Source organism: Variovorax sp. PCZ-1 (assembly GCF_018413605.1).
In the GTDB taxonomy this organism is placed as follows: Bacteria; Pseudomonadota; Gammaproteobacteria; order Burkholderiales; family Burkholderiaceae_C; genus JANMDU01.
On the sequence record NZ_JAHCDN010000006.1, the window covers coordinates 1 to 12172 of the forward strand.

Annotated in this window: 12 protein-coding genes; 8 read left to right on the forward strand and 4 right to left on the reverse strand. The window is 51.4% G+C overall.

Features of this window, described 5'->3' with window-relative positions:
• A partial coding sequence (locus tag KIH26_RS16575; protein WP_213446808.1) for a hypothetical protein occupies window positions 1-553 on the reverse strand: 553 nt, incomplete at its 3' end.
• 160 nt (window positions 554-713) lie between these two features.
• Window positions 714-2444: a DUF262 domain-containing protein gene (locus tag KIH26_RS16580; RefSeq protein ID WP_213446809.1), complete on the reverse strand. Its 1731-nt coding sequence runs from the start codon at window positions 2442-2444 to the stop codon at window positions 714-716.
• Window positions 2445-2956: 512 nt separating this feature from the next.
• Between KIH26_RS16580 and KIH26_RS16585 the strand changes: the two genes are divergently transcribed.
• From KIH26_RS16585 to KIH26_RS16600, 4 genes are all read left to right on the forward strand, one after another.
• Window positions 2957-3802, forward strand: a complete 846-nt coding sequence (locus KIH26_RS16585; protein WP_213446810.1) for a hypothetical protein — start codon at window positions 2957-2959, stop codon at window positions 3800-3802.
• Window positions 3803-3930: 128 nt separating this feature from the next.
• Complete coding sequence (locus tag KIH26_RS16590; protein WP_213446811.1) at window positions 3931-4353, forward strand: type I restriction endonuclease subunit M; 423 nt, start codon at window positions 3931-3933, stop codon at window positions 4351-4353.
• Window positions 4353-5084 carry a hypothetical protein gene (locus tag KIH26_RS16595; protein WP_213446812.1) on the forward strand — a complete coding sequence of 244 codons (732 nt, stop codon included), beginning with the start codon at window positions 4353-4355 and terminating at the stop codon, window positions 5082-5084. The genes KIH26_RS16590 and KIH26_RS16595 overlap by 1 nt, the downstream gene beginning before the upstream one ends.
• A 334-nt stretch (window positions 5085-5418) precedes the next feature.
• Window positions 5419-6000 (forward strand): hypothetical protein, encoded by a 582-nt coding sequence (locus KIH26_RS16600; RefSeq protein ID WP_213446813.1) that lies wholly within the window; start codon window positions 5419-5421, stop codon window positions 5998-6000.
• A 20-nt stretch (window positions 6001-6020) separates the two neighbouring features.
• Here KIH26_RS16600 and KIH26_RS16605 read toward each other — a convergent pair whose 3' ends face one another.
• A complete protein-coding gene (locus KIH26_RS16605) occupies window positions 6021-6419 on the reverse strand; it encodes a helix-turn-helix domain-containing protein (protein ID WP_213446814.1) in 399 nt (132 codons plus the stop codon).
• 93 nt (window positions 6420-6512) lie between these two features.
• Between KIH26_RS16605 and KIH26_RS16610 the strand changes: the two genes are divergently transcribed.
• The 4 genes from KIH26_RS16610 to KIH26_RS16625 all read left to right on the forward strand — a co-directional run bounded on the left by KIH26_RS16610 (window position 6513) and on the right by KIH26_RS16625 (window position 9851).
• Window positions 6513-7316: a hypothetical protein gene (locus KIH26_RS16610; RefSeq protein WP_213446815.1), complete on the forward strand. Its 804-nt coding sequence runs from the start codon at window positions 6513-6515 to the stop codon at window positions 7314-7316.
• A gap of 44 nt (window positions 7317-7360) precedes the next feature.
• Window positions 7361-8404, forward strand: coding sequence for a dienelactone hydrolase family protein (locus KIH26_RS16615; protein ID WP_213446816.1), 1044 nt, complete (start codon window positions 7361-7363; stop codon window positions 8402-8404).
• 168 nt (window positions 8405-8572) lie between these two features.
• On the forward strand, window positions 8573-8917 hold the full coding sequence (locus KIH26_RS16620) for an ArsR/SmtB family transcription factor (protein ID WP_213446817.1): 345 nt from the start codon (window positions 8573-8575) through the stop codon (window positions 8915-8917).
• The gene (locus KIH26_RS16625) at window positions 8907-9851 is read left to right on the forward strand and encodes an SRPBCC family protein (RefSeq protein WP_213446818.1); all 945 of its coding nucleotides are present in this window, start codon (window positions 8907-8909) and stop codon (window positions 9849-9851) included. Before KIH26_RS16620 ends, KIH26_RS16625 begins: the two co-directional genes overlap by 11 nt.
• Before the next feature lie 249 nt (window positions 9852-10100).
• Here KIH26_RS16625 and KIH26_RS16630 read toward each other — a convergent pair whose 3' ends face one another.
• The gene (locus KIH26_RS16630; RefSeq protein ID WP_213446819.1) at window positions 10101-11459 is read right to left on the reverse strand and encodes a hypothetical protein; all 1359 of its coding nucleotides are present in this window, start codon (window positions 11457-11459) and stop codon (window positions 10101-10103) included.
• Window positions 11460-12172 lie beyond the last annotated feature (713 nt).

Sequence of the window (12172 nt, forward strand, 5' to 3'; positions counted from 1 at the left end):
GCTTGGCATTGAATCGGGCTTCAAGTGCAATACGTTCACCTTCCAGACAATCAGAGTCGTCAAATTCCGGTTCTATATCGCCGTGGAGCATAGGAAGCACAACGTTATTGCCGACGGTGGAGACGGCTAGCTCTTCTAAAGATTTTTGATAGAACGGCAACAGGCTCATACCGTCTGGGTCGGCGTAGCATGGCGCACCTACCGTATAGCCATCGAGCGTGATTTCATCTCGACTGCGAAAGAGCCACTGATCGCCACCATCTTCTTCGAGTGTTAATCGCCGTGCCAGAGGGCCTGACAAATCGAGTGGATTGCCGAGGTGCAACGCAAGCAAATCTCCTTCGCGAAAGCGTGACTCGTTTTCACCAAGGTGAGCGATGAGGGTGCGCTTATCGTCTGTACGTTCGAGGTGAGAGAATTCCTGTGACCAGCCTTTGAGGAGTTTCTCGGTCAAAGGCTGCTGCCAGACTTCATGGAGCTTTTCGTCGTTGGCCTCTTGCTCGTCGTGAACGAACTGGGACAGTTCATTGAGCAAAGCGATGTACTGACTCATCTTTCAAACTAGGATTGGACAACCTGAAACACTCTTGAGAATTCGTCATCGTATGCTGGATCACCTCCGTGGTGATAACTCACGAATATTTTTTTGCGTGTTTGCACTACTCCAACAATCGAACTAATTGAATGCGACAGGAGAATACCAAAGCCATAACTCATATATTGCCCTCGTTCAATTCCCAATGATTGGTTAGCCGACCTAGCAAACGCTTCTGCCGATCCTCAAGTACTTTTGGTGTCCATACGGCTTCTATACGAACTTCATTCGTCAACACAAACGGCGATGCTGTCTGCTCTTTACCCAAAAAGTATGCTCCCTTTTTGCTTTTGAAATCACCATTGCTTGCCGCAGAATTCTTACGGACGTGAAGAGGCACCAAGTTTGCTAGGCGATGAGTCCATAACTCTCGCTCATCATCTTTGGCAAACCACTCCAACCACTCCGACTTTGGCTCTGGATTGCGTGGCAGGACATGTTCTATCGAGACATTTTTATAAGCCAGCACCTTACTGCCATCACTGAACAAGGCTTCGAGTCGAAGTATCAGAGCACGTCGCGCACGTGGCAGACTCTCATAGATGTTCCCATCCAAAGCTTCAAGGAATTGCCCCTGCTTAGAGTCAGACAGCTTCAAAGCCAGCAGTTGACTCGCATCACCCTTGAAATCATCCGCCTCAACCTGCCTAGTTAATGCTGCGTAGTCGTCAATACGCTGATTGATGTGCGCCTTGGTGACCAGCAAAAAGTACGTCAATCGTTCCAACTGCTTCAAAAACGCAGCAAGCAAAGCGGGTTTACTATGAAAACGCTTGAAAAACACCAATGCCGGTGGCACCCAATCCTTGAAATCTACCAGATTAAGCCATGTGAGGTAGTCATTAATCGCCTCAGCTTGCTCTGTTGATTTAAAGTCGGCATGCCGCAGATGATCCCATTGCTCGGCGTAGGGAACCAGTACATCGTCAACCAACTGCGTCGGACTAATCGACTTGCTGACGTACTCTTGAAATTCTTTGACTAGGGTGGCACGTTGTTTTTGTTTGGCGTATATCGTGCGGATATGAACCAGCAAGTCACCAAACGCTTCCCGGCTTAGGGTTTTCTCAATACTGCTCCATTTTTTGGCATAAGCAGCAGCCTTGTCTTGACCGTGTTTGTCATGGACTGCTCTTAATACCTCGGCTTTGAGAATATCCAGAGGTGCAAGATCGAGCCCACGGTTGTTCAGAACGGAGAAGATACGGTAAGCCGCTTCCAAATCGGGGGTTGTAATCACTACAAGTGAGCATTGGTTGACCAAGAACTTCCATAGTTCGTGGCGCTCATCCGCTGTCAGTGCGCGCACTTTGGTCAAAAGCAGCTTGGCATTCTCGTTGTAACGCAACTCGCTGCCGCTAAAGATACTCTTGGAAGCGATTAACGACTCAAGACCACCCGGCTCTTGTATGTGCTTTCTGAAAAACTCGGCATCTTCTGTACGAGCAACTAGGCGATAGCCCGTTGCCTGACCAAGCATTTCGTCACCTTCTTGGTAAAGAAACGGAGTGACGCTCTTTATGGCTTGCTCGTCATGGCTGTCTCGCCAAGCGGCTCGCAATGCAGCAAACAATATAGTGAGTGTCGTCAGTCGCTGCTGACCATCGACCACTTCTGAGTGTGCGTCTCGATCTTTCTTGATGAGAACAACACTACCCAAAAAATACTGAGACTCTTTCTCTTTACTGCCACGGGCATCCTGCATGGCTGCAATCAGATCATCCAATAATTCCTGCGCTTGTTCAGTTGTCCAAGCATAGGGTCGCTGGTAATGAGGAATGTGGAACTGATAGTCTCCCTTGAAAATTTCCATGATTCGTTTGTCATGGGCCTCTAGCGTTTTGGTCATCTGGTTCCTTATTTCGTCAACTGACTGATTGCTCTGAAATTGATAGCAAATAAATCGAATATCTCAATGTGGTTACATTCTCATGCAACCAATCAAGAAATTGAATATCCATACAGCATTCAGCATTTGCTTAAAAAATGAGCAAAATGCATGAAAACACCGTATTTTTGATACAAATTATGAAACTCTTCAAAAATGCTGCATAAAAACACTGTCAATTCTGACAAAATATGGTTAAAATAACAGTGATTCATGCGTAAAACCGTTTTTCTAGCTCTGCAAACTGGATTTGCGTAGCAAACGGTTTAAATCAATAGCGTGTTAGCCAGCTCACCTGATGTCTGACTAAGGCTCTTATCAGCCCGCGTAGCCTGAGTCCCTTTGATTCAAAGCTCGCCTATTTCATTGTTCAACCTCGCGCCTCGCCAGTGATTCTGCCGAGGCTTTTTTATTGCCGATTTCGCCTGCTGCTCTTGCCCTCGCTGTTGACGAAACGGTGAGTGGAGAAGCCCTTGATCGACAACGTAAACCTTGCTCAGTATCAGAGCCACGCAGCCTTCATATCCATCAAGGCTATGGCATTGATCGAGCGCACACGAAGACTTAAATACGATGGCAGGCAAGACATCATGGGCATGCTTGCTGCAACGGCTCATACACCCTGTGCCACACGCATCAACCTGCGCATGGTCGGCCAGTTGTTGAACCTCACCGAGCTTGAACGCGCATGGTTGGAAACTGCCTACATTTGGAGTCGATCAGGGTTGGCGTTACCTGATGTGCGGATCATTGATGAGGCGATGCGCTGGCGCATCCTAGGCGGCGTGCTCGATCAATCATCATCGTCAGATGAAATGGCATGGATAAAAGCTGCACAAAGGCTGCGTGGTCTTGGCCTAGTAGCGCCACGTCGCCATCGGCCTGATGGCATGCACTGGCTCAGTGATGACTTGATGTGCTACTCAGCAGTTATAGAAGTGCTGGAAAAACGTCATGCCAGTCATGCGCATCTGCTCAACGAGTTGTTGCAACCACGGCTCGATGTCGCTGAGGAAGACTTCCTGTTTGGCGGTGAACGTGAGCCAGTTTTCCTCGCACATGTGCCACCTGTGATCGAAGATAGCTATCGAAGATACCGAGCCAACAAATCGCTGTGCGTGACGCATCTTATGGCGCTCATACCGTGGTGGTGCGATTGGACAGCTTTTGATGTTCAAGACTTGCTGTGGCTCTCTGGACGTGTGCATCTGCCTGAGATACGCGCCGCTATTCAAACGGCCATGCGCATCGCCTGCCAAGGGCAACGAGTGCTTACGGGCTTTGATTTACTCAAAGAGCTATACGCCGTCGCTGCTTGATTGATAGACCGATCCGGCTAACCGTGTGGCCGCGAACTGAATACCCACTAGACCGTGAAATGCCGGTGCGTAGCGACGCTTCGGATGGTAAATCACGCCTATACCTAACACCAAACACTGGAGAAGAAATGAATTCGACTACACCCGACCCTGATGCAGTTGGCATCAACACTGTGCAACCAACAGTGCAGCACACTATCGTAAGCAACAGTATGCAGTTCCACCCCGGCCAAGTTCTGGCAACTCCCGGTGCATTGGCTCTGATGCAAGAACATGGCTTTGAACCGCTGCAACTGTTAACGCGATTCGTACATAGTGATTGGGGTGATTGCCCAAACGATGACGCTGCACTCAATGAACAAGCCCTACTTGATGGAAGCCGGTTGATGGGCGTTTACCGACTAGCCGAACAGAGTGTATTGGAATCAATGTCTCGAAAAGAGCGAATGCGCTTACCAACAATCTGGCTCATCAGCGACGCTACCGCATCGGAAAAAGACGATCCGCGTGTACGCAATGTCACGACATTTTTATGTCCTTCGGAGTACTGATGATGGCTAGTAAGCGAAACATACAAACCGAGCAGTACCGATGGCAACGTCATCATCCCGCACTGATCGTCGGCGACAGACTGCGAGCCCATGCTCGTCGTGCTGACCCTATGTTGCCCCATTTCGAGCAGTCGCCCGTGGCCAGCGAGTGCGGTGCGATGGGTGTTGCATCAGCCTTAGTGATTCTTGGGCTTGCAAAGTCACACGCACTGACGATGGCGAGCACCAGAAAAAGCGGCGTGCCCTATGTCTTCTTCCAAGCGTTTCGAGAGACGTGGTTCGAGGGCTGTGATCATCAAGATATGGTGCGCCGCATCTTGATGATGAAGTTACCAGTTTCACTAGGATTTCGATTTCTAGGTGCTGTTGATCTGGAATCATTTGCGATGATGAATTTGGCTCGTGGCGAACTAGTCATGCTGGCGTTTCGCAGTGTCCAGCATGGCAAGACAAACCATTGGGCTCTTGGTCTGGGAGCAGAAGGCGTGGCTATTGACGGTCGCCATATTGTTGACACCCTGCTACTACTCGATTCAAGTGCTCCAGACCCACAGTACCGAGTATGGAATGCTCGATTGCGGATGAACGATGGAGGTGTGAGCCATGTGAATCTTGTCAACAAGACCTCTTCAAAACGCAGCAAACCAATCACTTGGTGGTACGAATCGTCGCAGTGGGCACCTGAGCTTGTGCGGCTGGAGGCCGCAGTACGAATCAAAAGGAATGACTAATGATCACATCCGAATCGAATAAATGCACACCTCGCTTGCTTGAAACTAGCACGCAAGGTCAACGTGTTGGCCGTCGCAGCTTCATGATTGCGGCTACAGCTTGCGCGGTTCAACCCATCACGGCAGTTGCTGGGGAAGGCTCTGTCGCCAACATGATGTGGATGGCGCTCCACAAGCCGTGCAGGGTGTTGCCGGGGCTTGAATCTCAGCGTTTGCCTGATTTTCTGTGCCGAGCTTATTGCTACGGGGATAAGCACTTTTGTCTTGAGCACTTGACTACGCGGTGAACGATAACCATATCTCATATTTTCTAACGTCAAAGGAACTCAGAACCATGAATACCGTCATCAACCGTCGCCAGATGCTTACATCAACCGCCTGCTCATTGATCGCACCTACCGTGGCAAACGCGAGGGCAATACTCGCAGAAAAACCGCAGATCGTCCGGCAGATTGCCGAATGGAATGTGTACTCCATTCATCTCAAGTGCTGGTTTGAAGGCCTAGCAGCGGACGTTCCACAAGCGGTTGAAGATGCGCAAAGTATTTGGAGTGACCGCGTACCAGACCCCAGAATGGATTTCACAGATTTGGAATCGTTGCTTTTCAAGAACTACAAGCAGCGAGGCCTACCAACGATGAGCGTTGGCTGTGCTACAAGCAGCAATCTGAAAGTGGCTGCGCACAGGGCGTACATCCATGCTGGAGGAAACAGTCTTCTCAACACTGGCAAGTATGAATATGGCGGCTGGGTGCTCGTAAGTGCGCCAGAGAGCATGTATGTCAAATCACGTAGCGGCATCCGCTTATGGGCGCTCCAGCATCTACCGCATCACTCGTACTTTGAAACGGAGGCTCTTGTAGATTACTCGCTTGCTTGCGGAAGCGCGCGTGTGACAGTGGTGATCCCCACTTAGCTCAATACCAGCAACGACGATCAGCGTAGCCGTCTTTTAGTCGAAGGCTTTGCAGGTTTATCGAGAACGGCTTGATTGGAGCGTCGCAATCCACCACCCTGACTTGTGGGCGGGTGGGTATGGGTGATGGTATTGAACAACTGACTCATGTTCACATCAAGACAGAAAGCAATAGTTCCCAGCGTCAACAGACTGCAATTGACGCGCCCATTTTCGATTTTCGAGATTCTGGAGCGTTCAATTTCGGCAGCCGCAGCCAAGTCTTCTTGCGATATGCCTAGCCGCTCACGCAGATTGGCAATACGTTCGCCAAGAGCTTTTGTGAGTTCGGTTGGCAATCCTGCGTTCTCTGTTGCACTTCGGACGCTTTGAGTGGCTTTTGTCTTATGGGATTTGAGGGCTTGACTAGCAGTTTTCATGCTCCCAAGAGTCTCAATTTGTGTTGATTACAACCACGTCTTAGACAGCACATAAAATATGTGCCGTTTAGTACACGTTAACTTGGAGAAACCATGTCAAAACTGAAAATCCTGAATCTGTGCGTCCTCGTATGCTGTGCCCAGTTCGTTTCCGGGGTGTACGCGCAGACTAAAACTGAGCAGCCATGGGAGCTAGCAGCAAGACTGGAGAAGGCACGCAACAACGCTGAGCCGCAACCCATCACGCCAGACATGTGCATCGACGGCGTATGCGTGGAGCAAGACCTTGGTCTGATCCCGACGAATCTGGCATGGAAGCCTCCAGAGCCACCCATTGACACCCGTCGCATGTCCAGCGAGCAATTGAAAGCTTACGAAAGCGGCTTGCGCCGTGGCCGCGAAACCTGTGCCACACAAAACAATCCTGTCTGGGGCGGCAAATCGGCTCAGTTGTGCGAGTACCTGATCCTCGGCAACGAAAAACCACGTGCCGAAGTCGTTGGCTTCTTCCGTAACAACAAGCTACCAGTCTGCGTACCGGGTCAGTTGATCTTCAAGATGGCATTTACCACCGATCTTGGAGGTGTGCGCTTTGAAGTGCATTTCGGCAAAGACGGGCGACCGAAGGTGCGTGAAATCGTCAAAGAGTTTGTGATGGTCAATGCTGCGGATAGGGCGACATTGCGCAAGCTGATGAACGAGAAGCATCCGTATGCCGCAAACACTTCGAGCAAGACTGAAACGCCGTGGGGTGGCTCTGTATGGTACGACGATATGTTCAAAGACAGAGCGCCTGATTACCGAATGAGTGGCCGCAGTTCGATCTTTGCTAATCCGCGTGTCGGCCCCGACGCTGGTCAATGTGCGACTGCCAGCAAGTTCTTGAGCGTCAAGTGATGCCATTCAGTCAAGTCAACCCAAGCAATACGAAGGAAATCATCATGAATACCCTACAGCGCTTCAAGGCCGTGTTGCTTATCAGCATGTGGGCTGGATTAGCCCATGCTCAACCCTCCGACTCTTTGGCCGATGGCCGTGTAGGCCGAATCGAGTTTCAGAGCATCAACACCCCGGACATGTGGCAGTACGCCCGTCGCAATCTGCAAAACACCCGCCCGCAGACGGTCACAGGAGACTTGTTAATGCCCAAGGTCATCAGTGGCAAAGTGCCCGCATTGGTCATCATGCACGGCAGCGGTGGAGTTGAACCGTTTGCTTACGACGTGTGGGCGGCCAAGCTGAACCCAGCGGGTGCTGCGGTTTTCGTGGTGGACAGCTACAAACCGCGCGGCGTGGACAGCACTGCAACGTCGCAGAACGACGGCAACGTCACCATTGCTTCGCAGACTGCTGATGCGTTGAACGCCTTACGTGTCCTTGCCACGCACCCGCAGATTGACCCGGCAAGAATCTTTGTCATTGGCATGAGCAGGGGCGGTAATCCTGCCTTCTACAGTGCTTGGCCGATGTTTCAGGCTCCGGTGAACACCAACGGGGCAAAGTTCGCCGGCCACATTCCGATGTATCCGGGCATGTGCAACATCCGCTACCGTGCCGACGATCAAGTCAAGTCAACTGCGCCGATTTTCTTTGCCTTGGCCGACCGTGACCGCGAGGACTGGCAAGACACCGCCGTGTGCGAGCGCTATGCGAAGGAACTACAAGCGCTTGGCAACGATGTGACCATCAAAGAGTACAAAGGCACGTACCACGCTTGGGATGGCGGCAATCGCCCGTTCCGCTACGTTGCTAGTGCCCATACAGCCAAGCCGTGTGACATGGAATTGCAGATGACCCCCGTTGCTGGCAGTGGACTAGGGCGCAACGCCAAAGACCTCAAGGCCAACCGCGAACTCAAGACGTTCGACGATTGGACAAAGACGGTCAACAGTTGCATGACCAACGCCCGCGCCCGTATTGGTGGTGATGGAGCGAAGACAGATGAAGTGGTTGCCGACGTGCTCAGGTTCATGGGGCTGCAATAGAGCACTAGGGCGTTCCCGCCGGAACCAAATGTGTTCCTGAGCGGTGCTCATGTCGCATTCTCAAACGCGCGAACGCTTTACAGCTTAAATTTCCTAACCAGCTTGACATGAACCAAATTCGCCTTAATAATTTACCTTTAGGTTAATTATCCAATGAGTTAATCAAGCATGGAAGACAACCTTAGTCGCACCTTCGCCGCACTGGCCGACCCAACCCGTCGCGCCATGCTCGCGCAGCTTTCGTTGGGTGAGGCCAACGTCTCAGACCTCGCGCAGCCGCTTTTGCAATCCATGAGTCTGCCTGCAGTCACCAAGCATTTGAAGGTGCTGGAGGGTGCAGGGTTGATCACCAAGGGGCGCAATGCTCAGTGGCGACCCTGCACTCTCAACACCGAGCCTTTACGCGAAGCGGTGGATTGGATGGAGCAACACCGCATCGCGTGGGAAGAAAAACTGGATCGGCTCGACACGTATTTGAAGACCAAGACGAAAGGAAAACCAAATGGCCTCTAAAAGTAAATCAAACGTTATTTCCATCACGCGCGTGTACGATGCACCGGTGATTGCAGTGTGGGAAGCGTGGACAGTGCCAGAGGAGGTTGCTCAGTGGTGGGGGCCTCGCGGATTTACGCTGACCACTCACAGCCGCGATCTGCGCACGGGCGGACATTGGCACTACACTATGCATGGGCCAGACGGCACGGACTATGAGAACACGACGCAATACCTGGATGTGTTGCCGATGCAGAGAATGGTGTACGACCACGGTGGTCACAAGGATCGTCCGCCACTATTTCGTGTTACAGCGCTGTTTACTGAGCGCGAAGGTCGCACGCAATTAGACATGAGCATGGCTTTCGCAACGCCTGAAATTGCAGTCGAAATGAGTGGCTTCATTCGCAAGGCTGGTGGTGAATCGACGTGGGATCGTCTTGCTGAGCATGTCGAGAAGAGAACGACAGGCAAAGAGCTTTTTGTTATCGCCCGCTCCTTTGAAGCCTCGATAGATCGTATTTACAACATGTGGACGAAACCAGAACATCTAGCGCAGTGGTTGCCCCCAACGGGAGCCACCATGCGTTTTCTCAGAGCAGAGCCGAAGATTGGCGGATCATCGTTCTATGAGATGAGATTCACCGACGGCGAACCCATGTACGGATTGATCCAATATCTGCAACTGGATGCGCCTTCCCGCATCGTCTACACGCAGCAATTTTGTGATGCCAATGAGCGCGTCATTCGTCCGCCTTTCTTCAAGAACTGGCCTTTGCTAATGCGGTCAACCGTAGAACTCGCTAGCGAAGCACAAGAAACCACGCGCGTGACGATCCGCTGGGAACCGATAGATGCCATGCCAGAAGATATTGCAGAGTTCGTCAACCAACGCACAAGCATGACTGGTGGATGGACAGGCAGTTTTGAGAAGCTAGAGACCCTTCTTTCTTGAGAGTTCGAGTGATTCGTGTTGAATGCAGCGATCCAATACCGTCCGAGTTCGTCCGTTAGATCAGTGACGGTAACTCTGACGGTATGGACGATGCTGGACGATTCAGTGCCATTGTCCAGTTAGACACCACACCGTTCAATGGAGTCCAAGTTTTCTCGCGGGTTGACAATCGAGTGGGGATCATCGCTTCGGTCAACAATTAAATCGAAGCGAATTCCCACTTATCAGTTCAACGAGATTTGTGCTGCCTTACCGTGCCGATGGCCTTCCTTTGATCTTTGGCTTTGATGTGCGCTTGCGCTTAGCGGGTGGCCATGTTTGACCGTCAGCATCCCATGCCTCGGATGGGAACAGCTTCTTGCTGCGCAAATCCATGATAGCCGCCTTCCAATACTGTAGTGGTTGCCACCAAGTAGGATGGCTGTCGGCGTCAAGCCAACGTTGAATCTCGCGCAAGTGTTTGCTGTCGTTGAATGCCGCATACACCGCATTGCGGCCACTGTCGCGGTAGAGTGCGATGCACGCCGCACGCATGCTCGCTGGAATGTTGGGCGCACGCGCAGGATCAGCCAGATCAACAAAGTGAATTTTCTCAAAGCGGTTGCTGATCTTCTCAAGCGCCCACAGCGGTACGCCACGCATTTTGCGACCACGTACTTCAACGCGGACACGTGGTGAAGTGTCTTTGGCACGAATCAATTGCCGTACTGCCTTCTCCAGCAGCGGCTTCTTGGCCAGCCGCCCAGCGCGAGCGATAGCCTCTACAGCACGATGAACCGCTTCGATGTTTTTGGCGTACACGCACGTAAAGTAATCGCTGTTTTGCATGCCGAAGTTGATGGTTTCAACTGTTCCGGTGATGTTGGTGCGCTTTGAGGTGACTGCGCCAGAAATCTCGCCAACAGCATCAACATCCCATTCGCCCTCGGTGATGAGTATCTTGCCGATGGCAGTGCGATGCTCAACCTTTGCGACCGTGACCAAACAATGATCTAGGTGCAGGTTCTCAATATCTGCTGCTGGATGCCAGACATTGATAAACGGCTGCGCCATGAGTTCGCGGTACTCGCGCTTGCCGATGATACGGCGCATAAATCTGTGAAAATATGCGATGTCCTCGGTGGTCATCCGCGCTGGATTCAAGTCGATGCGGATGTCACCACGCTGCCTGCGCGCTTGCAGAGCCTCAATCTGGATGAAAACCGCACGCTTAGAGTTGCTGGGCAGAGGCAATGAAATGTTATGGTGGTAGCGTGGACTCTTAACATACTGCCGCACGCAATCCTGCGACTCAATTGCCTCCGCAATCCGGCGTGCTGTCCGCCGCAATGCCTTGGCATGTTGGAAGGCACTCGTGTATTTACCATAAGGCAAGATGAACGCGAGTCGATCCGTGATGGTTTGATGCAAGTATGGTGCATGGCCGGGTTCACGAAGCAATGCGCCTGACAAATGCGGTGGCAGCGTATAACGGCGAATACGCTTGGGTTTGGCAATGGCCTTCGCGTTCGCGGTGGCCTGTAAGCTCGCCTTGGCATTCGGCTTGGCGGGCAGACTTGCTGACGCTGAATTGTCTGCAAGGGCAAAGGTATCGCGGTAACGTGACATGTGGTTCTCCAATGTTGAGGAAAGTTAATACGGGGAAAGCATCCGAGATGGTGAAAAATGATGTGCAGTCGAATACATCAAGCTGCATGCAGATGCCTTAATCAGTACATCCCAGTACGCTGCAAGCGCAGCCCACTGATGCATGAAAAGGCAGAACGCACAAGATGATGTGTAGCTGCACCAGTTATTTACAGCAGTGCTAGAAACGCTCTGAGTGCTGTATGTGCTGAAAAACCAGCATGCTAGTGGTGACGATGAAATACTGCTGATGCGGCAAAGCAGTGATTGGCTGCAATCTGCATGCCCAAAGATGATCAGAGATGTGTATGACGTTTATGACTGTTCACAGCGTGATGTTGCCAACAGATTGCATGCCCATCTGATGCATGCTGGTTGCAGCGTGGAACTGCTGGAATGCTTGTGTTAATGCTGTCGAAGATGATGATGACGGTTTTGATGGTGATGATTGCCAACACACAAATGTGCTGGTGCAAGCGTAGCTTGTAGATGCACAACATAGCGTCATGCCCAATCGTAGCCCGACCAACAAGCTGTGGAGTAGTGTTGAATGTGGTGCTGGTCATTACTGCTCATCGGTTCATTAACTTCTCATCCACCAGTACATGTACCGACTACACTCTATTAGAAGCACGCTGCGACACTTCACGTCATCAAATTAGAATCCGCACGAACCACACTCAGAGCACCTGTTT

What these genes read in the sequence shown, in the direction of transcription:
- KIH26_RS16580 (WP_213446809.1), bottom strand. Translation starts at nt 2,444, where the DNA reads ATGACCAAAACGCTAGAGGCCCATGACAAACGAATCATGGAAATTTTC.
- KIH26_RS16590 (WP_213446811.1), top strand. Translation starts at nt 3,931, where the DNA reads ATGAATTCGACTACACCCGACCCTGATGCAGTTGGCATCAACACTGTG.
- KIH26_RS16595 (WP_213446812.1), top strand. Translation starts at nt 4,353, where the DNA reads ATGATGGCTAGTAAGCGAAACATACAAACCGAGCAGTACCGATGGCAA.
- KIH26_RS16600 (WP_213446813.1), top strand. Translation starts at nt 5,419, where the DNA reads ATGAATACCGTCATCAACCGTCGCCAGATGCTTACATCAACCGCCTGC.
- KIH26_RS16605 (WP_213446814.1), bottom strand. Translation starts at nt 6,419, where the DNA reads ATGAAAACTGCTAGTCAAGCCCTCAAATCCCATAAGACAAAAGCCACT.
- KIH26_RS16610 (WP_213446815.1), top strand. Translation starts at nt 6,513, where the DNA reads ATGTCAAAACTGAAAATCCTGAATCTGTGCGTCCTCGTATGCTGTGCC.
- KIH26_RS16615 (WP_213446816.1), top strand. Translation starts at nt 7,361, where the DNA reads ATGAATACCCTACAGCGCTTCAAGGCCGTGTTGCTTATCAGCATGTGG.
- KIH26_RS16620 (WP_213446817.1), top strand. Translation starts at nt 8,573, where the DNA reads ATGGAAGACAACCTTAGTCGCACCTTCGCCGCACTGGCCGACCCAACC.
- KIH26_RS16625 (WP_213446818.1), top strand. Translation starts at nt 8,907, where the DNA reads ATGGCCTCTAAAAGTAAATCAAACGTTATTTCCATCACGCGCGTGTAC.
- KIH26_RS16630 (WP_213446819.1), bottom strand. Translation starts at nt 11,459, where the DNA reads ATGTCACGTTACCGCGATACCTTTGCCCTTGCAGACAATTCAGCGTCA.